We start from the raw sequence: 24,643 nt of genomic DNA, 5'->3' as shown, positions 1-24,643 counted from the left end.
CGGCTTCACGCGCCCTGCTCCCCGCCATGGATGGCGAACGCCTGCACCACGCGGGTGAGCACGCCCTGCGCCGGTGCATCCGGTTGCTGCCCCAGCGCGAGACAGCGGAACAAGGCCAGCAACTGGCCCACCACCACATGCACCATCGCCTGCTGCACGTCATCCACGCGGGAAAGGCCGGGCAACTCGATGGCCAGGTCGCCAGCACCGATGACATCGGCGGGAATGCCGTCACCCACCACGATGCGCATGCCGCCCAGCCGCTTGCGCGAAATCTCGCGCAGCAAGTCGAGCTCATAAGCGCGCACGGCCGGCGTGCCGGAAAGGAACGCCACCACCGGGCATGGCCGGTCGAGCCACGACATCGGCCCGTGACGCAGGCCCAGATAGGTTTCGCACATCGCGCTGACTGCGCCGCCGGACATTTCCAGCATCTTCAGCGCCGCCTCGCGCGCGGCGCCGAACGAGCAGCCGCTGCCGAGATACAGCGCCGCATCGAAATCCGCCGCACCGGCCACGGCCAGCGCATTGCCGTAGCGTTCGAACACGGAGCTGGCGATATTGGCCGAAAGATCCGCCAACTCGACTGGCGTCTCGTCGGCAGCGACATGCAACAGGCCGGTGCCGGCCAGCAACAGGTTGGTGAAACTGCTGGTCATCACCAGGCTGCGATCGTTGGTGCGCGGCGACAACTGCAGCACGCGCACGCGCGGCTCGTGGCGATAGCGCGTCGCCAGCTGTCCCTGCGCGTTGCAGGTGATCACCAGGTGCCGGTAGTCCGGCTCCGCTTCCAATACCTGATCGACCACGCCCGCGCTTTCCGGGCTGTCGCCGGAGCGCGCGATCGACACCAGCAGGCCCGGTCCGCCCGGCAGCGTGCCGCGGCGATGCGTGAGCAAGCTGCCTGCGGCAATCGCCTGACTGGGAATGCCCAGCCCAGCCTGCAGCGCCGGTGCCAGGCATTCGCCCACATAGACCGAGCTGCCGGAGCCGGTCAGCACGAGATGCCGGGGCGGTGTCGCCAACAGCTCGCGCAGCATGCCGCGCGATGACGCGTCGGCCAGCCGCGACGCGGTATCGCGCCAGGTTTCGGGCTGCTGCAGCACCTCGCGCAGAGTGTCGGCATAGCCAAGCCGCTGCTGCTCGGCGGCCGGAGCGGCCTTGAGCGAATCGAGGGTTGGAACGATCACGGCGGGTTTGACAGGCATGGTCATCTGATGAAATATGATGTAAAACGAAATAACACGAAAGCTCACTACCAAGGTATTCGAAATGAAACACAACTTGCAAGCGCCTTCGTTTTCTTCCACCAAGCTGGCTTCGCTGGCCCTTTCGCATGGCAAGCGCACCCGCCTGTGGCGCCTGCTGTACGGCAGTGGCCCGCGCAACGGCTCGCTGCTGGTGCTGCCGCTGGACCAGGGTCTGGAACATGGCCCGACCGACTTTTTCCCCCACCCGCCGGCCGTCGATCCGAGCTATCAGTTCGAGCTCGCCGAGGCCGGTGGTTTTTCTGCCATCGCGCTGGGCATCGGCCTGGCCGAGAAGTACATGACCGAGTACTGCGGCCGCGTGCCGCTGATCCTCAAGCTCAACGGCAAGACCAATATCCCCAGCGATGCGGAAGCCACCTCGCCGCTGTTCGCCTCGGTGGAGGACGCCGTGCGCCTGGGCGCCGATGCGGTGGGCTACACCATGTACGTGGGCTCGCCGCGCCAGCACGACGAGTTCCGCCAGTTCGAAAAAGTGCGCCAGGACTGCGAGCGCTACGGCATGCCGCTGGTGCTGTGGTCATACCCGCGCGGCAGCGCGATCAACGGCAAGGGCGGCACCAACACGCTGTATGCGCAGGACTACGCGGCGCGCGTGGCGCTGGAGCTGGGCGCCGACATCGTGAAGCTGCACGAGCCCAACGACAGCGTGGCCAACGTGCCCACGCCCTACGACAAGCTGCATGAAGACGCCGCCGCCCGCTGCGCCCGCGTGGTGCGTTCGGCCGGCCGCACCATGGTGCTGTTCTCCGGCGGCGAGAAGAACGACGACGACGCGGCGGTGCTGCGCAAGGTGGAGTTCTACCTGCAGAGCGGCGCCAGCGGCGTGATGTTCGGCCGCAACATGTGGCTGCGCCCGTTCGACCAGGCGGTGGCTCTCACCCGCCAGGTGCACGCCATCATGGCGCGTTATCCGCGCTGAGCGGAGGGCCTGCGATGCTTCACGCAAGCCCACGTGACCGGCGTCGATTCGACCCGGAGCACCGCCATGCCCTCACCGTCACGCGTAGCGGCTGCGGCTGCTGCGCGCCGCCGATGCTGGCGGGCGGCAGTGGCAAGAATCCGCTGCAGACCGCATCGACGCCGCATGGCGAGGATCTGCGCCTCGCCGATTTCCAGCCGCGCAGCATGCTGCACCTGCCGGTGACGCGGGTGGAGAAGCCGGCCTTCCCGGTGATCGACGTGCACACGCACCTGAGCTGGATGAGCGAGACGCGCAGCGGCGTCTCGCTGGGCGAGGCCATGACCTATTTCGCCGATCCCGCCGAGCTGTTGCCGCTGATGGACCGCAAGGGCATCCGCACCATGGTCAACCTCACCGGCGGCACCGGTCGCGGGCTGGAGCAAACCATCGCCCGCTTCGACGCGGTGGCGCCGGGGCGTTTCCGCACCATGACGGAGCCGTCGTTCGCGCTGTTCGCGGAACCCGACTATCCGCGCCTGCAAGCCGAAGCGATCGAACACGCGCAGCGCATCGGCGCCGCCGGCCTGAAACTGCTGAAGACGCTGGGCCTGTACCTGCGCGAAGGCATCGACCAGGGTGCACTGGTGGGCGTGGACGATGCGCGCTTCGCCCCCATGTGGGAAACCTGCGCCGCGCTGAAGCTGCCGGTGTTCATCCACACCTCCGACCCGGAGGCCTTCTTCCTGCCGGGCGACAGCACCAACGAGCGCTACGAGGAACTGGCGCGGCATCCGGACTGGTCGTTCTATGGCCCCGAGTACCCGAGCCATCGCGACCTGCTGGCCGCGCGCGACCGGGTGATCGCGCGCCACCCGCAGACCACCTTCGTGCTGATGCACGTGGGCAACCAGGCCGAGGACCTGGCGACCATCGCGCAATGCATGGAGCGTTACCCGAACGTGCACGTGGACATCAGCGCACGCATCAGCGAACTGGGCCGCCAGCCCCGCGCGGCTCGGCGCTTTTTCGAGCGCTACCAGGACCGCATCCTGTTCGGCACCGACGCCGTGCCGGCGCCCTACGGCAACAACGTGCCGCAACAATTGCTCGGCGACGAGCTGTACGAGATCTACTATCGGTTCCTGGAGACAGAGGACGAATATTTCGATTACGCTCCAGCGGCCGTGCCGCCGCAGGGGCGCTGGTCGATCTACGGCGTCGGCTTGTCGCAAGAAATCCTGCGCAAGATCTATCACGATAACGCCGCCCGCTTGCTTGGAATGGACCCATGACGACACGACGCAAGGCTGCCCCGCCCCCGCCGAAACTGCTGGTGGAAGAGCGCCGGCGCCGGATCGTCGACATGGTTGCGCAGCACGGGCGTGTCACCGTCGATGAACTGGTGGCGCTGTTCGATATCTCGGCGGTCACCATTCGCGCCGACCTGGAGGCGCTGGACCGCGCCGGCGCCATCAGCCGCTCGCACGGCGGCGCCCTGCCCGCGGTGCCTGCGCAGCTGGATACGCCGCTCAACATCAAGGAAACGCGCCATCACGCGCAGAAGCGCCGCATCGGCCAGGCCGCCGCCCGGCTGATCGAGGACGGCGACACCATCATCCTCGACTCCGGCTCCACCACGGTGGAAATCGCGCGGCAGATCCGCCAGCAGAAATGGAGTTCGCTGACGGTGATCACCAACGCGCTGAACATCGCGATGGAACTGTCCGCGCTGCCCGCGGTGCGGGTGATGATGCTGGGCGGCCTGCTGCGCCAGACCTCCTACTCGCTGGCCGGCCCCGATGCGGAACAGGCGCTGTCGCGGCTTTCGGCCGACCGTTTGTTCCTGGGCGTGGACGGCCTCGATCCGGAGGTGGGCGTGACTACGCCCGACCCGCTGGAGGCCTCGCTCAATGCGCTGATGATCCGCGTGTCGCGACAGACCGTCGCCGTGCTCGACGCCAGCAAGTTCGGCCAGCGCAGCCTGTCGGTGATCGCGCCGGTAAGCAGCCTGGGGCTGGTGATCAGCGATACCGCCGCGCCCGCCGAATACGTGCAGGCGCTGGAGTCCCAGGGCGTCAAGACCCTGCTGGTGTAACCCAGCTCAGCGGGGCGGGCGCAACGCCGAATCGCGCAGCGCCGCCTCGTGCTCCACCTCGTCGTGCGCGGCGATGTCGAGGTTGTCCATCAGGCCGTGGCCCGGTGGATGGCGCGAGACAGTGGGAGGCACGGTGACCTCCGTACTGTCACCGTTCGACAACGAATCGTCCTCATGGGGCGTGGTGCGCATGGTCGGCTCCGACTGGGTCGGTGGATTTTAGCCAGCCCGCCGGCACCGTGCACAGCTTCCGCCGCGCAGCGCAGGCGGCATACACTGCACCTCTGACCTACAGGGGACCCGTCAAGGATGATCGTCGGTATCGATCTTGGCACTACGCATTCGCTGGTCGGCATGTACGGGGACGAGGGCCCCGTGCTGTTTCCCAATGCGCTCGGCGACTACCTGACGCCGTCGGTGGTCAGCGTGGACGACGACGGGCACGTCATCGTCGGCCAGGCCGCCCGCGACCGCATGGTGAGCCACCCCGGCGCCAGCGTCGCCACCTTCAAGCGCTGGATGGGCACCCCGCGCGAGACCCGCCTGGGTACGCGCAACTTCCGCCCGGAAGAACTCTCCGCGCTGATCCTGCGCTCCCTGATCGCGGATGCCGAGGCCGCCACCGGCCAGAAGGTCACCGAGGCCGTGATCAGCGTACCGGCGTATTTCTCCGACGCCCAGCGCAAGGCCACGCGCGCGGCCGGCGAGCTGGCCGGCATCCGGGTGGAACGGCTGATCAACGAACCCACCGCCGCCGCACTCGCCTATGGCTTGCAGGAGAAGCACGACGGCGCCCGTTTCCTGGTGTTCGACCTCGGCGGCGGCACGTTCGACGTGTCGGTGCTGGAAATGTTCGACGGCGTGGTCGAAGTCCACGCCAGCGCGGGCGACAACTTCCTGGGCGGCGAGGATTTCCTCGACGTGCTGGAGACGGCCTTCTGCGCCGAACAGCAGCTGGCCGTGGACGATCTTTCGCCGCAGGAGCGGGGCCAGCTGCGTCGCCGCCTGGAGCTGGCCAAGCGCGAATTGGGTGCGGGCAGCGAAGCACGCGTGGAATGGAAGCGCGGCGAGCAGGTGTTCGACTGGCGCATCGATGAAGAACGTTTCGCCAGGCTCAGCGAAAACCTGGTGCAACGCATGCGTACCCCGCTGGAACGCGCCATGCGCGATGCGCGGCTGCAGCCCACGCAGCTGGACGAGATCGTATTGGTCGGCGGCGCCAGCCGCATGCCGCTGGTGGCGCGGCTGGTATCGCGCATGTTCGGCCGGCTGCCGCTGCGCCACGTCAATCCCGACCAGGCGATTGCCCTGGGCGCCTGCGTCGCCGCCGGCCTGAAGGCGCGCGACACGCGCCTGGACGAAGTGATCCTTACCGATGTATGTCCCTACACGCTGGGCACCAAGGTGTCGCGCTGGGACGAAAACGGCAAGGAGCAACAAGGCTTTTTCGCGCCGATCATCCATCGCAACAGCACCGTGCCGGTGAGCCGCGAGCAGGTGTTCCAGCCCGTGCGCGATCACCAGACCAAGCTCACGCTCGAGGTGTACCAGGGCGAGAACCCGATGGTCGAACGCAACATCAAGCTGGGCGAGCTGGACATTCCACTGCCGCCCAAGCGCAGCGTGGCGGACAACGCCATGAACGTGCGCTTCACCTACGACATCAACGGCGTGCTGCAGGTGGAAGCCGTGCTGATCGCCACGCAGCAGCGCTATGAACTGGTGCTGGAACAGAACCCGGGCGTGCTCGCGCCGGCGGAGATCCGCGCACGCCTGCAAGCGCTGGAGAACATCAAGATCCACCCGCGCAACAAGCAGGAAAACGTGGCCATCATGGCGCGCGCCGAGCGCCTGTACGAGGAATACGTGGTCGCCCGCACCCAGCTGCAGCAATGGATCGCCCATTTCCGCGCCATCCTGGAGAGCCAGGACGACCAGTTGATCCGCGAGCATCGGCGGCAGTTCGGCGAGGCGATGGATGCGCTGGAGGCCAGCGTATGACCTCGCCGCTGGAGTGGTTTGGACTGCCCAGCGATGCGGACGAACGCGAGATCAAGCGGGCCTATGCGAAACGACTGAAGACCGTGCGGCCGGATACCGATCCGGCAGGCTTCCAGCAGTTGCACGACATGTACCAGCACGCGCTGGTTTGGCGGCAGCATGTGGTGGAGCGGGCTACCGCGGAGCCCATCCGCACCGAGCCGGAAGCGCCATCGCCGCCGCCGCAACCCGTCGCCCCGCCGACCGAGGCGCCCAGCCAACCGCGCGCGCCGTTGCCGCCCCAGCCTGCCCCACCCTCGGTGCCGCACCTGCCGCAAGCGCCCCAGGGCCAACGCCCTTCCCAGAGTTCACCTGTGCCGCCGCAGCCGTCGCCGGCGCCGCCATCGCTACCGCACGCGCCACGGCCGCCGCAGGCACCCGTGCAGCCATCCCCGCCGCCACGCGTGCCGGCGCCAGCTCCGCTGCCTCCCAAGACACCTGCGCCACCACGCGGCCAGTGGCATCCCGTGCAGTTCACCCAACCGGTGGCCGCCGAGCCGCCCGCGCCGCGTTTCGATCCGGATGCCTTCGTGGCGGACTATCTCGACGCCGCCGTCTGCGCCGATGCGGCGAACGTGCAGGGCTGGCTGCAACAACGCCAGGAGCTATGGTCGCTGCGCACCAAGCACGAAGCTGGCCGTGCCGTGTTGCAGCGGCTGTTCCGCGACCCGCCGCCGATCAGCATGAGCACCTTCGAGGCGACGCTGCAGTTCTTCGACCTCGACCACGCGCTCGCCGGCATCGATCCGCTGCAGCTACAGAAGCTTCGGGTCGCCATGCAGGAACGCCATGCGCTGGTAAAGAACATCGGGCCAGGCACTCAATCCTGGGGCGCCAGCCGGCAACGGCTGGACGTGACGCAGTTCTTCCACTGGTTCTGTGAAGTAGCGGAAGCGGGGCATCATGATGTACTGGCCGCCAACCTGTATGCGCAGCCCGCACTGCGTTCGCTGACGGTGCGGCAACAGGCGGCGCCACGCCTGCTCGAACGCCTGTTGCGCGAACGCCCGCCGATGCCGCAGGACTGCGCCAGCCTGCTGCTGAACGTATTCGGCCTGGGCCCGTTGCTGACGCAGCGCGGGCAGCACCCGGGCGAGCTGGTCGCCCACCTGCATATGCAATGGCTGACGCTGCCGCGCAATATCGGCAAGCTCACCCTGCAGGTGAAGGAGCCCGGTGAGCGCTTTGGCGATCCGGCCAAAGCCACTCGACGCCTGCGCTGGCTGCAGCGACCGTTCCAGTGGTGGTGGATCACGCTGGCCGCGCTCGTGCCCAAACTGCTCCACTCGATGGGACTGTTCGCGTGGCGGTTCAGTGGCGGCGTGCCGTCGCGGCTGGACGAGTTCTTCGATCCCAGGCTCACTCGCTTCTGCATCGCCACCGCCGACCGCAACCGCGTGACCCGGCAACGTGTATGGGTGGGCGCAGTGCGCTGCGCGCTGCTGCTACTGATAGGCGCAGGCATCACGGCGTGGATGCTCGCCTCCGGCGCCCCGACCGGCGACAGCGACGCGTGGATGCCGCTGATCATCGGCGGCGGCATCACGGCATGCTGGCTTTACTACCTGAGTTTCACCGCGCTATTGCTGTGGCAGCAACGCCCCGAGCAACCCGTGCAGCCGCGTCCACTGCTACGCCTGGGCTTGATCCCGGCGCTCGTGGCCGCAGGCCTCGCGCTGAGCCTGCTGGCCGACCAGCTCGTTGCCGCACAGGCCTTGCTGTTGTCGGTGGCCGCGCTCTCGTACCTGCGCTACCAGCGCCGCAATCCGCGGCAACGGCAGTTCAGTCCCATCACCAACGTGGTGGTGCTGATTTATATCGTCGGCATGGCCGCCTGGGTCGTGCTCCGCTTTCCCGTGGTATCGGCCGGCCTCGCGCTTGGATACTGGCTGGCCGACCTGGCGCGGCAACGCAAGCAACTGCAATTGCGTTATCGCCCACCGGCGGCCGCCTTGCCGGTTCCCGCCGACGCCGGCTAGGCGCTGATCCGCGAGGCTTGCCGCGGCACGGGTCAATGCATGGAGCAACTCATTGTCAGCCTCCCCCATTCGGACGTCCGGCGCTGCATTGCCCAGCGCATGCGATGGGAGTAGCGTGATTGCGCTGCATTTCCACGCAGACGATCGAGGTGCCGCCATGACGACGCGAAGGCTTTGGACGCTCTGTTTACGCGGTCTCCCGCTATCGCTGGGCATGGCCTTGGGGTCAGTCCACGCCAGCACGGATGTACCCCTGCCGACCATCCCCCTGGATACCCCCGTGGTGTCTGGCAAGGTGGTGAGCTATAGCGCCACGCCCGATGTCCCCAATAGCCGGAGCGACACCTTCAACACGCCCGAGGACGATGGCCGTCCCGGCGAGTACTTCTTCTATCTGGGCGCCCTGGCCAACCAGCGTCACGATTACGAGCACGCCATTGCCATGTACAAGGTTGCTGCCTCGTGGGCGTACAAGCCGGCCGAGTACAACCTGGGCGTGCTCTATCTCAACGGCCACGGCTCGCCGGTGGATCTGCCAAGGGCCATGGCGTGGTTCGCGCTGGCCGCCGAACGCGGTGAAAAGCAGTACGTGTACGCCAAGCAGCTGCTGTACGCACACCTGACACCGGAGCAGTTTGCGCAGGCCAATGAGATATGGCGCGAGCTGCTGCCTACCTACGGCGATGCAACGGCGCTGGTTCGCGCCAAGGCGCGTTGGCGCGAAGTGCGCTACTCCGCCACCGGCTCACGCGTGGGCTCGGCAGCCACCCATCTGGTTGTCGGCGGCATGGTAGGCATGGCCAACCATCAGGCACCGACCAACTATGACGTCGGCACCGGCGGCATGATTGCCACCACGCCAGGCGAAGTCACCGGCGTGCACCAGACCGATGGCGTCATCGCCTATCAGCAGCTGCGCGCGAGCGATGATCCATACGACCCGAAGTTCCAGAGCTACCTGTACTCGGGCACGGTTACCGTCGGCATCCTCACGCCAGTCAAGGTGAAGGACGCCGAGCTTCTCAGGGACAACGGCACCCCACCGCCGGATCATCCGTGAACGCCTGAAGCGTCATCGATGCCCCTTAACGGATGCATCGGACACGCCGTGGAGACGCCACGCCGGTGTACAAGACCGCTATCGCCATGACGCCGCGCCATGCAGCGCGATCGGCGCCTTGGCTTGCGCGCCCCGCGTTTGGTGACAACCATCACGCTTTGTCCGGCTGAAGCTGCATCGGATCTAAACGCAAGAACTTGCCGCCTCCAGCCGAAAAGTCGCTGTCATGCAACGACGCTTAGATCACGGCGGGTTACGGCGCAGGCATCGGGGAAAGCGTCGGCTCCATCACGCTCGTCCACCTCGCCGCTAACCAGGCTACGACGCATGCCAGCGGGCATGCGCGTCATTGATGGCACTCCAACGACAAGGGAATTCGTTTTATGGACATCCGCAACAGTTGGTCGGCAATTGCGCGAAACACCGCTTCCGCGGCTTTGCTCTGCATGAGCCTGTTCGGCGTCGCCGCCGGCGCACAGGCCGCCACGGCAACCACCACGCAGACGCTGATCGTCGAGCCCGACCAGGGGCTGACACCCATCTACAACCTGATCCAGTCGGCCACCAGCAGCATCGACATGACCATGTACGAACTGGTCGATACGCAGGCGCAGAGCCTGCTTTGCCAGGCCGCCGAGAACGGCATCGCGGTGCGCGTGATACTCGACCAGAACGATGAGTACTCCAACAACCTCAGCGCCTACAACCAGCTGCAAGACTGTGGCGCGAACGTGGTCTGGGCGTGGACGAAATACGAAGCCACGCACCAGAAGACCATCGTGGTCGACGGTAGCAAGGCGGCGATCCTGACGCTGAACCTGACCAGCCGCTACTACAGCACCTCGCGGGATTTCGCGGTCATCGATGTCGACGCCAACGACGTCGCCGCCATCGAGAGCACCTTCAATGCGGATTTCCAGGCCCAGAAGATCACCCCGCCAGTGGGCGACGACCTGGTCTGGAGCCCCACCAACGCCAAGACCCAGTTGCTGTCCGTGATCAACTCCGCCCAGACCAGCCTGCTGGTCGAAAACGAGGAGATGAGCTACAGCACCATCGTCAGCGCGCTGGAGAGCGCTGCCAAGCGTGGCGTCAAGGTGACCATCTGCATGACCAACGACGACAACGACTACAAGAGCGAATTCAACGCGCTCAAGAAAGCCGGCGCGCACATCAGCACCTATGCGGAGACGGCATCGCTGTACATCCATGCCAAGGCGATCGTGGCCGACTACGGCACCTCGACCGCGCGTGCGTTCGTCGGCTCGGAGAATTTCTCCTCGGCCTCGATCAACGACAATCGCGAACTCGGGCTGATCACCACCGATCCGACCATCCTCGCGCAGCTCAATACCACGCTCAGCAGCGACTACGCGGGCGGCACGGCCTGGTAAGACATGAGGTACGGCAGCCGGGGCGTGCAGAAACACGCCCCGGCTGTTTCGCGTACGGGATTCACTTGGCGCGCGGGCGGAATTCCAGCGGCTGGGCGTCATGCGCCGCAGCGGGGGGCTTGGGACCGCATGCACCACAGGTACTGCAGCCATCGCTGCAATTGCCGGTCGCCTGCTTCGGCTGCAGTCGACGACCCAGCGCGCGCTGCCAGGCCGCATGCGCGGGTTGATCCAGATGCAGCGCCATGGCCGCCAGCCAGCGATTGGTGAGCTGCGGCGCCAGCTTGCGGAAAGTGATCAGCGCGCTGACCAGCACCAGCACGCCGATGACCACGTATTGCGCGAGCAGCCCGGTACTCATGTCAGCAGGTTCGCGATCTGATAGGTGAGGAACGAGGCCACGTAGGCCACCGCGAACATGTAGCCGAACGAGATGGCCACGTTGCGCCAGGAGTTGGTCTCGCGACGGATCACCGCCAGCGTCGACATGCACTGCGGCGCGAACGCAAACCACACCAGCAGCGACAACGCGCTGGCCAGCGGGATATTGGCCGCCAGCGCCTGGGCCAGGCCGGCGCCGTCGGCGCCATCACCACCCACCGCATAGACCGTGGCCAGCGCCGCCACCGCCGTCTCGCGCGCGGCAAACGCGGGAATCAGCGACACGCTGATCTGCCAGTTGAAGCCCAGCGGCGCAAAGAGGTATTGCAGGCCACGCCCCATGTAACCGGCGAAGCTGTAGTCGATGGCGGGGCCGGTGGCGCCAGCCGGCGGCGACGGGAAGGTGGAGAGGAACCACATCAGCACGGTCAGCCCCAGGATCACGCCGGTGAGGCGCTTGAGGAAGATCATGCCGCGCTCCCACAGGCCGATCATCACGTCGCGCGGCTTGGGCAGGCGGTAGGACGGCAGCTCCATCAGCAGCGCATGCTCGCTGCGATCGCGCCGCAGGCGCTTCATCACCCAGCCCACCGCCATCGCGCCAAGCACGCCAGCCGCATACAGCGCAAACAGCACCAGGCCCTGCATATTGAAGATGCCGAACACGCGCCGGGTGGGAATGAACGCGCCGATCAGCAGCGCATACACCGGCAGCCGCGCCGAGCAGGTCATCAACGGCGCCACCAGGATGGTGGCGAGACGGTCGCGCGGATCGGTGATGCTGCGCGTGCCCATGATGCCGGGAATGGCGCAGGCGAAGCTGGAGAGCAGCGGGATGAACGAACGCCCGGTCAGGCCCACCGACACCATCAGCCGGTCGAGCAGGAAGGCCGCGCGCGGCAGGTAGCCGGATTCCTCCAGCACCAGGATGAAGAAGAACAGCACCAGGATTTCCGGCAGGAAGCCGATCACCGTGCCCAGGCCGCCGAACACGCCATCGACGATAAGACTCTGCAGCGGTCCGGCCGGCATCCAGGCCGTGGCCTGCGCGCCCAGCCAGCCGAAACCGTCGCCGATCAGGTCGGTCATCGGCTTGCCGGCGGCGTACACCGCCTGGAACACCAGGAACATCACCACCGACAAGATCGCCAGCCCGAACAACGGGTGCAGCGCCCAGCGATCCAGCGCATCATCCAGTTCGGCCGTGGCGCGCGGCATGCTTACCGTGGCCGCCAGCAGTTCGCGCACCTGCCCATGCAGGTCAGCGCGGCTGGCCGCATCGTCCGCCTGCACCGGCGCGGCCACCGGCATCTCGCCATCCACGCGCTCGATCAGCGCCTTCACGCCGTCACGGCGCACGGCTACGGTTTCCACCACCGGCATGCCCAGCCGGCGCGACAACTCGGGCACATCGATGACGATGCCGCGCCGCCGTGCCGCGTCCATCATGTTCAGCGCAAGCACCACCGGACGCCCGAGGCGTTTCACCTCGAGCACGAAACGCAGGTGCAGGCGCAGGTTGGTGGCGTCGGCCACGCAGACGATCAGGTCCGGTGCCGCCTCGCCGGGATAATTGCCTTCCAGCACATCGCGGGTGATCTGCTCGTCCGGGCTGTTGGCGTCAAAACTGTAGGTGCCCGGCAGATCCAGCAACTGCAGCACACGGCCGGACGGCGCCGTGAAGCGGCCCTCCTTGCGCTCGACGGTGACGCCAGCGTAGTTGGCCACCTTCTGGCGGCCGCCGGTGAGCTGGTTGAACAGCGCCGTCTTGCCGCAGTTGGGGTTGCCCACCAGGGCGATGCGCACGGTGCCCGCGCTCATGCCGCCAGCTCCGCACGCACGATCACCCGGGCCGCCTCGGCGCGTCGCAGCGCAAAGCGGGTCGAGCCGATCTGGATCAGCAACGGGTCGGCGCCCAGCGGCCCCACAGCCACCAGGCGAACCGGCTCGCCCGCCACAAAACCCAGGTCGCGCAAGCGCTGCGCGATCAGGTCGGAAGCATGAGCATCGTCCACTCGGTCCACCACGGCAGTTGCCCCTTTCGGCAGGTCGGACAGGCGCACTGGTCACCAACTCAAATAAGAATGGTTCGCATTGTACAGCAGTCTCACCGGGCCTGCAGCGCTCCCGGTGGGAAACAGGCTGTTTATGATGTGCGTCTTTTCCCGGGAGCCCCGCATGACCGACACCATCCACATCGCCGACCACGCCGGGGTCCGCCGCATCACGCTTGACCGTCCGCAAGTTCATAACGCCTTCGACGACGCGTTGATCGCGCAGCTGACCGCCGCGCTGGACCAGGCCGGCCAGGACGCCGGCGTGCGTGCCGTGGTGCTCAGCGGCGAAGGCGCAAGTTTCTCCGCCGGCGCCGACCTGAACTGGATGCGCGGCATGGCCCAGGCCAGCGAAGCCGACAATCGCGAGGATTCGCGCCGCCTGGCCCGGCTGATGCGCACGCTGCAATACCTGCCCAAGCCCACCATTGCCCGCGTCAACGGGGCGGCCTACGGCGGCGGCGTGGGGCTGATCGCCTGCTGCGACATTGCCATCGGCGTGGACAGCGCGCGGTTCGGCCTGACCGAGGTGAAGCTCGGCCTGGTGCCGGCGGTGATCTCGCCCTATGTCATTCACGCGATCGGCCTGCGCCACGCGCGGCGGCTGTTTCTTACCGGCGAACTGTTCGACGCGGCCACCGCCTTGCAGATCGGCCTGCTGCATCAATGCGTGACGGCCGGGCAGCTCGATGACGCCGTCGACGCCACGCTCAAGCTGCTGTCGAAAGCCGGCCCGTTGGCGCAGGCCGAAGCCAAGCAGCTGGCGCTGCGCGTGGCCGGTGCGGATGAAGCGAGTGCCGCGCAGCTGGATGAAGCCAACGCGGCGTTGATCGCGCGCCTGCGCGTGTCGGCGGAGGGCCAGGAAGGGCTCGCCGCCTTCCTCGGCAAGCGCGCGCCCGCCTGGTGCACGCAGGGCTAACCTCGGCCGCGACATACTCGACACGTTTCCGCCCATCGCCCAAGGAGCGAGGCCATGCTGGACCACGTGGGATTGCAGGTTTCCGGCTACGAACGCAGCCGCGAGTTCTATCGCCAGGTGTTGGCGCCGCTGGGTGGCGCGCTGGTGATGGAAGTCACCGCCGAGCAGACCGGCGACGGCGACCACGCCGGCTTCGGCATCGACGGCAGGCCTACTTTCTGGATCGGCACCTCGCAGCACGGCCATTCGGTGGGGCCGGTGCACATCGCCTTCAGCGCCGCCAACCGCGCCGCCGTCGATGCCTTCCACAAGGCCGCGCTCGCGGCCGGCGCCAAGGACAACGGCGCGCCCGGCCTGCGGCCGCACTACCACCAGCATTACTACGGCGCCTTCGTGCTCGATCCGGACGGGCACAACATCGAAGCGGTCTGTCACCAGCCGGCGTAACGGCAAGGCCAGGCCATCCTGTATGGGCAACCACGGCAGCCACCACCGACACCATGCCATATCCCATCATCAACATCGCCGACGTCGAACTGCAGCCCTTCCCGCCGGGCTTCGGCCCCAGCGGCGAGACCGCCGAGCGGTTCGAGGCGCGCATGGGGCGCTTCTCCGCCCAGTTGGGTGCGCAGAAGCTGGGCTACAACATCACCGCCGTGCCGCCGGGCAAGCGCGCGTTCCCGTTTCACTGCCATCGGGTTAACGAGGAGATGTTCTTCGTGCTCGAGGGCGACGGTGAAATCCGTATCGGCAAGGAGCGCTATCCGATCCGCGCGGGTGACGTCATCGCCTGTCCGCCCGGCGGTCCGGAGCATGCCCACCAGATCATCAACACGGGTACCCGCGAGCTGCGTTATCTCGGGGTGAGCACCAGGCAGTCGCCGGAAATCTGCGAGTACCCCGATACGGGCAAATATGGCGTGGCGGCGGACTATCCGCCGGCAGCCGATGGCACTCCACAGGGTTTTCGCATCATCAGCAAACCCGATATGACGGTGGATTACTGGGAAGGCGAGTAGCGCCAGCCCAGGCGGCTTTGCTGCGCCGCGCATCGGCTGCGGCGCGGCAATCTGCTAGGTTTAGCGACTTCGCACCGTCCCCGGAAGCCGCATGTTCGAGCGCGTACTCATTGCCAACCGCGGCGAGATCGCCTGCCGCGTGATCCGCACCTGCCGGCGCCTGGGCATACACACCATTGCCGTGTATTCGGAAGCCGACGCCAACGCCCAGCATGTGCGACTGGCCGATGAAGCCTGGCCGATCGGCGGCCCCCGCCCCACCGACTCCTACCTGCGCGGCGAGGTCATCCTCGACGTGGCGCGCAAGAGTGGCGCGCAGGCCATCCACCCCGGTTATGGCTTTCTCTCCGAGAACACCGCCTTTGCGCGTGCCTGCATCGAAGCCGGCATCGCCTTTATCGGCCCGCGCCCGGAAAGCATCGACGCGATGGGTTCCAAGGCGGCCGCCAAGGCGCTGATGGAACGGCACCAGGTGCCGCTGGTGCCGGGTTACCACGGCGCGGACCAGTCGCCCGACGTGCTCGCCGGGGAAGCGCGCCGCACCGGTTTCCCGCTGATGATCAAGGCGGCCGCCGGTGGTGGCGGCAAGGGCATGCGCATCGTGCGCAGCGAGAGCGAATTCGCCGACGCGCTCGCCTCGGCCCAGCGCGAGGCGGCCAGTGCGTTCGGCGATACGCGCGTGATCCTTGAACGCTACGTGGAGCATCCGCGCCACATCGAATTCCAGGTGTTCGGCGACACGCACGGCCACGTCATCCACCTCAACGAACGCGAGTGCTCGGCGCAGCGCCGTTACCAGAAGGTGCTGGAGGAAACGCCCTCGCCCTTCCTCGACGACGCGCGCCGCGCCGCCATGGGCGCCGCCGCGGTGGCCGCCGCCAAGGCGGTGAACTATGTCGGTGCCGGCACGGTGGAATTCATCGTCGGCCAGGACGGCGAGTTCTTCTTCATGGAAATGAACACGCGCCTGCAGGTGGAACATCCCGTCACCGAAGAAACGCTGGGACTGGACCTGGTGGAGTGGCAACTGCGCGTTGCCAGTGGCGAAGCGTTGCCGTTGACGCAGGCACAGGTCCATGCGCGCGGCCACGCCATCGAGGTGCGCCTGTACGCCGAAGACCCCGACCAGAACTTCCTGCCCGGCTCGGGCAAGCTGCTCAAGCTGCGCCTGCCGTCGCCATCGCGCCACGTGCGCCTCGATGGCGGCGTGATCGAAGGCGATACGGTGACAATCTTCTACGACCCGATGATCGCCAAGCTCATCGTATGGGATGAAAACCGCCCGCAAGCCCTGCAGCGCCTGCGCGACGCCTTGATGGCCAGCGAGATCGTCGGCCCCAAATCCAATATCGCCTTCCTCGAACGACTAGCGCGCCATCCGGTGGTGGTCGAAGGTCGCATCGATACCGGTTATCTGGATCGCCATCTCGATGAATTCCTCGCTGGCGACGCCACCCCGGACGCCGAGGTGTTGTTCGCCGCCACCGTCGCCGCGCTGCTGCACGATGAGCGCAGCGCGATCGCCAGCACCCGATCCGGCGCCGATCCGTTCTCGCCCTGGTCACGCGCCGACGCGTGGCGCGTGGGACATGCGGGCAAGCGCATCGTCGCGCTCTCGCTGCAAGGCCAGCGCCATGAAGTGGAAGCATACGGCCACGATGGCGACTACCGCCTGCGCCATGGCGATGCCCATGCCGAAGTGCACGGCGCGCGCCACGATGGCGACTGTCTCAGCGCACGCTTCAACGATGAGGCCCTGCGCCTGCCCGTGCGTGCCGACGCCGCGCGCGTCACCGTGCACGATGCCGCCGGCAACCGTTACGCTTTCGAACGCGCGGCCGCGTTTGCCTGGCAGTCGAAGGAAACCGGCGGCGGCAACCAGGTCACCGCGCCCATGCCCGGCCGCATCGTGCTGGTGAAGGCCGGCGCGGGCGATACGGTGGAAGCAGGCCAGGAGCTGCTGGTGATGGAAGCCATGAAGATGGAGCTGGCATTGAAAGCACCGCGTGCCGGCACCATCGAAAGCATCAGCGCCGCGCAAGGCGACTTCGTGGAAGCCGATGCGGTGCTGGTGCGCTTCGTCAGCTGACGCCCACCGCCATGTCAGCAGCGACCGGCTTGTTCGGCCTGGCGCTGGTTTGTGAAATGGGCTTCCATCCCTGGCCCCGGACACACCGACATGGCGCACGACGAGAATGACGAACGCTTCAAGCACTGCGAATCCTTGCACGCGAACATCCTGCCGTTCGAGGAACGCGTCCGGCAATTGAAGCGGCGGCGCCCCGAGTTGGCAGACAAGGACATGAGCTGCCTCGACCATATCGACATCGATGCCTTCCGGCAGCTGTTTCCGTTGCCCCCGACGCCGCCCATGGAGGACCTGATCGAGGCCGAGCACCGGGAAATGATGCGCCGCCTCAGCCTGCTTTCCGCCGAGGAACGCGAACGCTTGCTGTCCAGCGGCAAAGGGTTCATGTTGTGGGACTGACCTCAACCGCACCTAGCCAAAGCTCATGAATACCGACCATGTCCGCATCGTCGAAGTCGGCGCCCGCGACGGCCTGCAGAACGAAAAGACCCTGTTGCCGACCGACGTGAAGATCGCCCTGATCGACCGTCTCTCCAGCACCGGCCTGCAGAGCATCGAAGCCACCAGCTTCGTCAGTCCCAAGTGGGTGCCGCAGATGGCCGACGCGGCACAGGTCTATCAGGGCATCCGCAAGGTGCCGGGGGTGAGTTACCCGGTGCTGGTGCCCAATGAGCAGGGCTATGAGCGCGCACGCGCGGTGGGCGTCAACGAAATCGCCGTGTTCACCGCCGCCTCCGAGGCGTTCAACCGCAAGAACATCAATGCCTCCATCGACGAGTCGATCGAGCGTTTCATGCCGGTGCTGGCGCGCGCGAAGGCCGATGGCGTGAAGGTGCGCGGCTATGTCTCCACCGTGCTCGGCTGCCCCTACCAGGGCGAGGTGCCGGTGAGCGATGTGGTGCGCGTGGCGCGTCGCCTGCACGAGTTGGGTTGCTACGAAGTGTCGCTGGGCGACACCATCGGGGTGGGCACGCCGGCCAAGGCGCGCGCCATGCTGCATGCCGTGGCGCAGGAAGTGCCGATGGCGGCATTGGCCGTGCATTTCCACGATACCTACGGGCAGGCGCTGGCCAATATCCTCAGTTGCCTGGAAGAAGGCGTGCGTGTGGTCGACAGCGCCGTCTCCGGTACCGGCGGTTGCCCGTATGCCAAGGGCGCCACCGGCAATGTCGCCAGCGAGGACGTGGTCTACATGCTGCACGGCATGGGCCTGCACACCGGCATCGATCTGGACATCCTTATCGCCACCGGCGCCTGGCTGGCCGCGCAGCTGCACAAGGAAACCGCCAGCCGCGTCACGCGAGCGCGCACGGCCGCATAGCCCGCGCGGGCTGCCACGCGCCTGGATTCATCCCCTGCCCAGGCCATTTCGTCGCCGCCATCGCCGTTCCGTCGACGGGATGCCCACGGGCGCCGTGGGGCTGGCTATGCTCCTGCCCTGTCCAACGCATCCGGGGATCTGCACGTGATCAAGAGCCTGTTCTTCGTCGCCCGACTGGTGCTGGCGTGGTTCCTCGCCCTGCTGTTTGTGGCGCTGCTGGTCACCAACAGCGAGCCGCTTCGCGACAGCGATAGCGGCCCGATGGCGACGCTGCTGATCTTTATCGCCTTGATGCTGGTGGTGACCAGCGCGGTGTCGCATCTGCGCCGGGTGCGGTTGATCGCCGGCCATATCGACAGCGACACGCTGGGCAACCGGCAGCGGCGGCGGGTGGAGATTCCGTTCGAGGCCGACGAGGCCTTCGACCTGCTCGATGCCGCCATCCGCGAACTGCCGCGCACCGAGGACGTCGAAAGCGCGCGTGACAGCCTGCAGGTCCGCGCCAAGGTGGCGCGGCCCATACCCTACGGACGCAGCGCGTGGGGGCGGCTCAATCCGGGCACCTGGTTCGGCCATCTGCGCAACCAGATTTACGCCACGGTGACGCCGGGCGATGGCACCGGCAGCGTCACCCTGATCTGCGAACCGGAGGCTGCCGCATGGAGCGACTGGTTTCGCGTGGACGACGGCACCAACCTGGAGAATGCCGAGGCGATCACCCGCGCCATCACCCGCCGCGTGGCCGAGAAGCGGCGCCTGGAAAAGCTCCGCGCGACGCAGTCGGAGAGCGAGAAAGAGCGCACCGTGGCGCGCCTCAACCTGCTGCATGCGCAGGTCGAGCCGCACTTCCTCTACAACACGCTGGCCAGCGCGCAGTACCTCACGCGCACCGACCCGGTCCAGGCCGATCATATGCTCGGCCACCTGATCCACTACCTGCGCCACGCCCTACCGCTGACCGACGACGCGCTGTCGACGCTCGGCGACGAGCTGGAACGCACGCGCGCCTACCTGGAAATCATGCGGCTGCGCATGGGCCCGCGCCTGTCGCTGCAACTGGATGTGCCCGATGCCCTGCGCGCCGTGCCGCTGCCGCCGATGATGCTGCAAACGCTGGTGGAGAACGCGATCAAGCACGGACTGGAACCCAAGCCCGGCGGCGGCACGGTATGGATCAGTGCGCGCCGCGATGACGACGCCGTCGCCATCACCGTGGCCGATGATGGCCGTGGCTTCAGCGACGCCAGCAGCGGTACCGGCATCGGCCTGAAGAATGTGCGCGAACGCCTGCGCCTGATCTATGGCGCCGCCGCCTCGCTGTCGGTGGTAAGCAACGCGCCCGAAGGCGTGGCCAGCACCATCACCGTGCCGGTACGCGCCGCGTCCAGCCAGACGGGAAGCGCGCCATGACCACCGCGATCCTCGCCGAAGACGAGGCCCTGCTGCTCACCGCCCTGCGCGAGGCGCTGTCGCAGGCGTGGCCCGAGCTGGACATCGTGGCCGAGTGCGAGGACGGCGCCGGCGCGCTGGAAGCCATCGCCGAACGACGGCCGGACGTCGCCTTCCTGGACATCCGCATGCCCGGCCTCAGCGGCCTGGAAGTGGCCGCTGCCGCGGCCGAGGCCAGCCCGGCGACGCAGGTGGTGTTCATCACCGCGTATGACCAGTACGCCATCGACGCCTTCGAACGCGGCGCGGTGGATTACCTGCTCAAGCCCATTCGTGCCGAGCGGCTGGCCGCCACCGTGCAGCGGATCAAGACCCGCAGCGCGCCATCCACGGCCGATGCGGAAACGCTTGCGTCCCTGCTGCGGGAGCTGGCGCTGGAGCGGAACCAGAGCGCATCGCCGCTCACTTGGATCACCGCCAGCCATGGCCGCGAAACGCGCCTGATCATGGTGGACGACGTTGCCTACTTCCGCGCCGACAACAAGTACACGGTGGCCATGACGGCCGATGGCGAAGTGCTGCTGCGCACGCCGATCCGTGAACTGGCGGCGCGGCTCGATCCCACGCTGTTCAAGCAGATCCATCGTTCGACCATCGTCAACCTCAAGGCCGTCGCGTCCGTGGTGCGCGACGACACCGGCAAGGGCACGCTGCGCCTCAGGCAGCGCCCCGAGACGCTGGTGGTAAGCCAGCCCTTCATGGCCTTGTTCCGCAACATGTGAACCCCGCGAAACCGCTGCGCCTCGCGCAGCGCCGGAGACCGTCATGGAAAAACTGATCCTGCTGTTTTACCTGCTGCTGGCCGTTGCCGGCGGCGAACCTGGACGGACCGTGGTCACCCACGCCATCGTCGACGGCGAGGACGTGATCGACAGCCAGATCCAGATCATCGGCGAACTGGCCTCGTTTCACTGCCTGCGCAGCAAGACCGGCGTCTGCCACTACACCGTGTTGCCCAGCCGTTGCGCCACCACCGGCAACGGCTGCAAGCCGGCGCTCACCACGTTCAGCATGCGCGAAGGCGACACCCTGGTGGTCACCACCCTGCCAGCCGACTTCCGCAGCTGCGTGACGGCAAGCCCGGCCGCTCCCAGCGAATGCGCGCAACAGATGGCGAGCCTCACCCGCGCCACGCCCTGACCTGCGCCCTCGCCGCAGGACGCCCCGCCTCGCTAGAATCGAGGTTCGAGCAGGTGGGGAGCAGGCCATGCGGCAACATCGATGGATGAAGGGGGCGGGCGCGCTGGCGGCGTTGCTGCTGGCAGTGACGTCCAGCGCAATGACCGCCTCGCCCAAGGGCAATGTGCTGTTGCTCCCTGATCGCGTATGGACGGCCGACGGCGATACGTCCCACCCCGGCTGGGCCGTGCTGGTGCACGAGGACGTCATTGCCGCGGTGGGGCCGGAGGCCAGTCTCCATGCACCCGCCGGCACCCAGCGCATCGCCCTGCCCGGCACCACGCTGACGCCCGGCTTGATCGACCTGCACTCGCACCTGTTCCTGCACCCGTACAACGAAACCTTGTGGAACGACCAGGTGTTGAAGGAAGCGCAGGATTACCGCACGCTGGAAGCCGCCGCGCATGCGCGCGCCACCTTGCTCGCAGGCTTCACCACACTGCGCGACCTGGGCACCGAGGGTGCCGGCTTCGCCGACGTCTCGGTCAAGCGCGCCATCGACGAAGGCATGATTCCGGGGCCACGCCTGTTCGTGGCCACCCGCGCCATTGTCGCCACCGCCAGTTACGGGCCGGGGCCGCGCGGCTTTCGTCCGGACCTGGACCTGCCCGGCGGCGCGCAGGAAATCAGCGGCGTGGACGAGGCGATCCGCGCCACCCGCGAACAGGCCGGCCGCGGCGCCGACTGGATCAAGCTGTACGCGGACTACCGCGTCGGTGCCGACGGCAGCACCCAGCCCACGCTGTCACTCACGGAGATGAAGGCCATCGTCGATACCGCACACCTGTCGGGACGCCCCGTCGCGGCGCATGCCTCCAGCGACGAAGGCGTGCGGCTGGCGGCGGAGGCCGGCGTGGACAGTATCGAACACGGCTACGGCGCCAGCGAAGCCACCTTCCGCCTGCTCAAGCAGCATGGCGTGGCCTACGAACCCACCCTGACCGCCGTGGAATCGACCGCCGAATACTTCGAGCACTACGTACCCGGCCAGAGCGAACCCACCGCGCGCATGCGTGATGCCGAGCGTGCGTTCCGCACCGCGCTCAAGCTCGGCGTCATCATCGGCAACGGCAGCGACGTGGGCGTGTTCACCCATGGCGACAACTGGCGCGAACCGGCCAACATGGTGCGCGACGGCATGACGCCGACCCAGGCCCTGCACGCCGCCACCGACGTGGCCGCGCGCATCCTGCGCCAGCAGGACAGGTTCGGACGCATCACCCCGGGCCTGCGCGCCGACCTCGTCGCCTTCAACGGCGACCCGAGCACGCATATCGACGACCTGCAGCACCCCGCCTTCGTGATGAAGGACGGCACCATCTACCGCGCACCGCAAGCCACCCCATGACCGACGTCCTGATTCGCCCCATCGAAGCATGCGACAACCCCGCCGTCGCCTACATCATCCGCACCGTCATGCCGGAGTTCGGCGCCGATGGCCCGGGCTTCGCCATCCACGATGCCGAAGTGGACCGCATGTACGACGCGTACGCCCGGCCACGCAGCGCGTACTTCGTGGTGGAGCGTGATGGCATCGTGCTCGGTGGCGGCGGCATTGCGCCGCTGGAAGGCGGCGATGCGGACGTATGCGAACTGCGCAAGATGTATTTCCTGCCGGAAGCGCGCGGCATCGGCGCCGGCAGCGCGCTGATGCAACGCTGCCTGGACGCGGCTCGCGCACACGGCTTTGCACGCTGCTATCTCGAAACGCTGACCGGCATGGACGCCGCGCAATCGTTGTATCGTCGACATGGATTCACCACGCTGGATGCCCCCATGGGGGGCACCGGTCACTTCAGCTGCGACAAGTTTTTCATCCTGAACTTGTAAGAGGCACGGCATGGCCAGCCACGACGCTCGCATCGACGCTTACATCGCCAGGTCGGCGCCCTTCGCCCAACCGATTCTCGAGCATCTGCGGGCCGTGATCCACGAGGCCTGCCCGCAGGTCGAGGAAGACATCAAATGGGGCATGCCGTTCTTTGGTTACAAGGGCGCCCTGCTGTGCAACATGGCGGCATTCAAGCAGCACTGCAGCTTTGGCTTTTGGCAGCGCCGGGGCGTACTGGGCGAGACGGCCGAAAAAGGCATGGGCCAGTTCGGTCAGCTGACTTCGCTGAAGGACCTTCCGCCGAAGAAAACCCTCGTCGCCCACCTGAAGAAGGCCATGGCGTTGAACGAAGCCGGCATAAAGCCGAAACGCCCTTCGAGTGCGCCCAAACCTCCCGCCGTACTTCCCGAAGAAGTGGCGAGCCTGTTCGCACTGCGCGAGCATGCCGCCGCCCGCAAAACCTACGAGAACTTTCCACCCAGCGCCCAGCGCGAGTACGTGGAGTGGATCACCGAGGCCAAGACCGCAGCCACGCGACAGAAACGCATCGCCACCATGCTGGAGTGGCTGGCCGAAGGCAAGCGCCGCCATTGGAAATACACATCATGCTGAAAGCGCCGGTACTCCGTTTCGAGATCGACGACCCCGCCTCACCCGACGTCATACCGCTGATCCACGAGTTGGACGGCTATCTGTCCGAGCTTTATCCCACCGGCAATATCCAGCCGGTGGCGGTGGAAGCACTGCGCCAGCCCAACGTCACCTTCCTCACGGCGCGCGTGGACGATACGCCGGTCGCCTGCGGCGCCTGTGTGCAGCACGAGGACTATGTGGAAGTAAAGCGCATGTACGTACTGCCGGCCTGCCGGGGGCTGGGCCTGGGCAAGCAATTGCTGGAAGCGCTGGAATCACAAGTGGTCCGCACCGGTGGCAAGGTGGTTCGGCTGGAGACCGGCACAGCCCAGACCGAGGCGCTGGAACTGTACGAACGTGCCGGCTACCGTCGCTGCCCACCGTTCGGCGAACATCGCGCCAACCCGCGCAGCATCTGCATGGAAAAAAACCTCGCATGATCCGCATCGCCCATGCTGACGACGCCGCCGCCGTCCACGACATCTACGTACCGTCCGTGATCGAGGGCGTGGCCACGTTCGAGACCGAGCTGCCGGGTATCGAGGCGATGCGCGAGCGCATCGTCGGGCGCCTGCGCCAATATCCCTGGCTGGTCTGGGAAGAGCACGGCCGCGTGCTGGCCTACGCCTATGCCAGCCGCTTCCGCGAGCGTGCCGCCTATGACTGGATCGCCGAGACCTCGATCTACGTGCACGCCGATGCGCGCCGCCGCGGCATCGCACGCCGGCTCTACGCCGTGCTGCTGGATGCCATGACCCTGCAGGGCCTGAACCAGGCAGTGGGCGTGATCACCCTGCCCGGCGACGGCAGCGTCGCCATGCACGAAGCCATGGGCTTCGCCCCCGCCGGCGTCTGGCGCAGCGCCGGCTACAAGCTGGGCCAATGGTGGGACGTGGGCGTGTGGCAAAAGCAGCTGCAGGCGCCGGAAAACCCGCCCCGGCCCGTGCGTGCCTTCGAAAGCCTGCGCCAGGCCGGCGACTGGGCCGAGCTGCTGCGGCGCGTCAACGCCTGATCCCGCGCCAGCGACG

General features: G+C 67.0%; 26 protein-coding genes. 21 read left to right on the top strand and 5 right to left on the bottom strand.

The window, feature by feature from the left end; translation table 11 throughout:
• Positions 1 to 5: 5 nt before the first annotated feature.
• Positions 6 to 1,208 (bottom strand): tagatose-6-phosphate ketose isomerase, encoded by a 1,203-nt coding sequence (locus tag MJ606_RS12445; protein ID WP_243049835.1) that lies wholly within the window; start codon positions 1,206 to 1,208, stop codon positions 6 to 8.
• A gap of 64 nt (positions 1,209 to 1,272) precedes the next feature.
• Between MJ606_RS12445 and MJ606_RS12440 the strand changes: the two genes are divergently transcribed.
• The 3 genes from MJ606_RS12440 to agaR are packed head-to-tail and all read left to right on the top strand — an operon-like array spanning position 1,273 to position 4,267.
• Positions 1,273 to 2,190 carry a fructose-bisphosphate aldolase gene (locus MJ606_RS12440; protein ID WP_243049834.1) on the top strand — a complete coding sequence of 306 codons (918 nt, stop codon included), beginning with the start codon at positions 1,273 to 1,275 and terminating at the stop codon, positions 2,188 to 2,190.
• Positions 2,191 to 2,204: 14 nt separating this feature from the next.
• Positions 2,205 to 3,464: an amidohydrolase family protein gene (locus tag MJ606_RS12435; protein WP_243049833.1), complete on the top strand. Its 1,260-nt coding sequence runs from the start codon at positions 2,205 to 2,207 to the stop codon at positions 3,462 to 3,464.
• Positions 3,461 to 4,267: a transcriptional repressor AgaR gene (gene agaR / locus MJ606_RS12430; protein WP_243049832.1), complete on the top strand. Its 807-nt coding sequence runs from the start codon at positions 3,461 to 3,463 to the stop codon at positions 4,265 to 4,267. The genes MJ606_RS12435 and agaR overlap by 4 nt, the downstream gene beginning before the upstream one ends.
• Before the next feature lie 6 nt (positions 4,268 to 4,273).
• Here the strand turns inward: agaR and MJ606_RS12425 are convergent, their stop codons facing one another.
• Positions 4,274 to 4,459 carry a hypothetical protein gene (locus MJ606_RS12425; RefSeq protein ID WP_243049831.1) on the bottom strand — a complete coding sequence of 62 codons (186 nt, stop codon included), beginning with the start codon at positions 4,457 to 4,459 and terminating at the stop codon, positions 4,274 to 4,276.
• A gap of 117 nt (positions 4,460 to 4,576) precedes the next feature.
• Between MJ606_RS12425 and MJ606_RS12420 the strand changes: the two genes are divergently transcribed.
• The 4 genes from MJ606_RS12420 to MJ606_RS12405 all read left to right on the top strand — a co-directional run bounded on the left by MJ606_RS12420 (position 4,577) and on the right by MJ606_RS12405 (position 10,740).
• Entirely contained in the window at positions 4,577 to 6,268 is a 1,692-nt protein-coding gene (locus tag MJ606_RS12420) for a molecular chaperone HscC (RefSeq protein WP_243049830.1), read from the top strand.
• Positions 6,265 to 8,286: a J domain-containing protein gene (locus MJ606_RS12415; protein ID WP_243049829.1), complete on the top strand. Its 2,022-nt coding sequence runs from the start codon at positions 6,265 to 6,267 to the stop codon at positions 8,284 to 8,286. Before MJ606_RS12420 ends, MJ606_RS12415 begins: the two co-directional genes overlap by 4 nt.
• A gap of 280 nt (positions 8,287 to 8,566) precedes the next feature.
• Entirely contained in the window at positions 8,567 to 9,346 is a 780-nt protein-coding gene (locus MJ606_RS12410) for a sel1 repeat family protein (protein ID WP_243049828.1), read from the top strand.
• Positions 9,347 to 9,792: 446 nt separating this feature from the next.
• Positions 9,793 to 10,740 (top strand): phospholipase D-like domain-containing protein, encoded by a 948-nt coding sequence (locus tag MJ606_RS12405; RefSeq protein WP_243049827.1) that lies wholly within the window; start codon positions 9,793 to 9,795, stop codon positions 10,738 to 10,740.
• Positions 10,741 to 10,801: 61 nt separating this feature from the next.
• Here the strand turns inward: MJ606_RS12405 and MJ606_RS12400 are convergent, their stop codons facing one another.
• Genes MJ606_RS12400 through MJ606_RS12390 form a run of 3 tightly spaced genes read right to left on the bottom strand, consistent with a single transcriptional unit; the run spans position 10,802 to position 13,184 of the window.
• Positions 10,802 to 11,101, bottom strand: a complete 300-nt coding sequence (locus MJ606_RS12400) for a DUF6587 family protein (RefSeq protein WP_243049826.1) — start codon at positions 11,099 to 11,101, stop codon at positions 10,802 to 10,804.
• Complete coding sequence (locus MJ606_RS12395; RefSeq protein ID WP_243049825.1) at positions 11,098 to 12,942, bottom strand: ferrous iron transporter B; 1,845 nt, start codon at positions 12,940 to 12,942, stop codon at positions 11,098 to 11,100. Before MJ606_RS12395 ends, MJ606_RS12400 begins: the two co-directional genes overlap by 4 nt.
• Complete coding sequence (locus MJ606_RS12390) at positions 12,939 to 13,184, bottom strand: FeoA family protein (RefSeq protein WP_243049824.1); 246 nt, start codon at positions 13,182 to 13,184, stop codon at positions 12,939 to 12,941. Before MJ606_RS12390 ends, MJ606_RS12395 begins: the two co-directional genes overlap by 4 nt.
• Before the next feature lie 115 nt (positions 13,185 to 13,299).
• On the opposite strand from MJ606_RS12390, the gene MJ606_RS12385 reads away from it, so the two are divergent.
• The 14 genes from MJ606_RS12385 (at position 13,300) to MJ606_RS12320 (ending at position 24,627) form a co-directional block, all read left to right on the top strand.
• On the top strand, positions 13,300 to 14,094 hold the full coding sequence (locus MJ606_RS12385; protein ID WP_243049823.1) for an enoyl-CoA hydratase/isomerase family protein: 795 nt from the start codon (positions 13,300 to 13,302) through the stop codon (positions 14,092 to 14,094).
• Between the two features lie 54 nt (positions 14,095 to 14,148).
• The gene (locus MJ606_RS12380; RefSeq protein ID WP_243049822.1) at positions 14,149 to 14,541 is read left to right on the top strand and encodes a VOC family protein; all 393 of its coding nucleotides are present in this window, start codon (positions 14,149 to 14,151) and stop codon (positions 14,539 to 14,541) included.
• Between the two features lie 53 nt (positions 14,542 to 14,594).
• On the top strand, positions 14,595 to 15,113 hold the full coding sequence (locus MJ606_RS12375) for a cupin domain-containing protein (protein WP_243049821.1): 519 nt from the start codon (positions 14,595 to 14,597) through the stop codon (positions 15,111 to 15,113).
• A gap of 91 nt (positions 15,114 to 15,204) precedes the next feature.
• On the top strand, positions 15,205 to 17,202 hold the full coding sequence (locus tag MJ606_RS12370) for a biotin carboxylase N-terminal domain-containing protein (protein ID WP_243049820.1): 1,998 nt from the start codon (positions 15,205 to 15,207) through the stop codon (positions 17,200 to 17,202).
• Between the two features lie 90 nt (positions 17,203 to 17,292).
• On the top strand, positions 17,293 to 17,601 hold the full coding sequence (locus tag MJ606_RS12365) for a hypothetical protein (RefSeq protein ID WP_243049819.1): 309 nt from the start codon (positions 17,293 to 17,295) through the stop codon (positions 17,599 to 17,601).
• A 25-nt stretch (positions 17,602 to 17,626) separates the two neighbouring features.
• The gene (locus tag MJ606_RS12360) at positions 17,627 to 18,523 is read left to right on the top strand and encodes a hydroxymethylglutaryl-CoA lyase (protein ID WP_243049818.1); all 897 of its coding nucleotides are present in this window, start codon (positions 17,627 to 17,629) and stop codon (positions 18,521 to 18,523) included.
• A 144-nt stretch (positions 18,524 to 18,667) separates the two neighbouring features.
• A complete protein-coding gene (locus MJ606_RS12355; protein ID WP_243049817.1) occupies positions 18,668 to 19,933 on the top strand; it encodes a histidine kinase in 1,266 nt (421 codons plus the stop codon).
• On the top strand, positions 19,930 to 20,694 hold the full coding sequence (locus tag MJ606_RS12350; protein WP_243049816.1) for a LytTR family DNA-binding domain-containing protein: 765 nt from the start codon (positions 19,930 to 19,932) through the stop codon (positions 20,692 to 20,694). Before MJ606_RS12355 ends, MJ606_RS12350 begins: the two co-directional genes overlap by 4 nt.
• 43 nt (positions 20,695 to 20,737) lie before the next feature.
• A complete protein-coding gene (locus MJ606_RS12345) occupies positions 20,738 to 21,112 on the top strand; it encodes a hypothetical protein (RefSeq protein ID WP_243049815.1) in 375 nt (124 codons plus the stop codon).
• Between the two features lie 67 nt (positions 21,113 to 21,179).
• Complete coding sequence (locus MJ606_RS12340; protein ID WP_243049814.1) at positions 21,180 to 22,499, top strand: amidohydrolase family protein; 1,320 nt, start codon at positions 21,180 to 21,182, stop codon at positions 22,497 to 22,499.
• Positions 22,496 to 22,981: a GNAT family N-acetyltransferase gene (locus tag MJ606_RS12335; protein WP_243049813.1), complete on the top strand. Its 486-nt coding sequence runs from the start codon at positions 22,496 to 22,498 to the stop codon at positions 22,979 to 22,981. The genes MJ606_RS12340 and MJ606_RS12335 overlap by 4 nt, the downstream gene beginning before the upstream one ends.
• A 10-nt stretch (positions 22,982 to 22,991) precedes the next feature.
• Complete coding sequence (locus MJ606_RS12330; protein ID WP_243049812.1) at positions 22,992 to 23,594, top strand: YdeI/OmpD-associated family protein; 603 nt, start codon at positions 22,992 to 22,994, stop codon at positions 23,592 to 23,594.
• A complete protein-coding gene (locus MJ606_RS12325; RefSeq protein WP_243049811.1) occupies positions 23,588 to 24,055 on the top strand; it encodes a GNAT family N-acetyltransferase in 468 nt (155 codons plus the stop codon). Before MJ606_RS12330 ends, MJ606_RS12325 begins: the two co-directional genes overlap by 7 nt.
• Positions 24,052 to 24,627, top strand: coding sequence for a GNAT family N-acetyltransferase (locus MJ606_RS12320; protein ID WP_243049810.1), 576 nt, complete (start codon positions 24,052 to 24,054; stop codon positions 24,625 to 24,627). The genes MJ606_RS12325 and MJ606_RS12320 overlap by 4 nt, the downstream gene beginning before the upstream one ends.
• Positions 24,628 to 24,643 lie beyond the last annotated feature (16 nt).

The sequence above is a fragment of the Dyella sp. RRB7 genome, assembly GCF_022761115.1.
Taxonomy (GTDB): domain Bacteria; phylum Pseudomonadota; class Gammaproteobacteria; order Xanthomonadales; family Rhodanobacteraceae; genus Dyella.
This window is presented reverse-complemented; position numbering and strand designations above follow the sequence as displayed.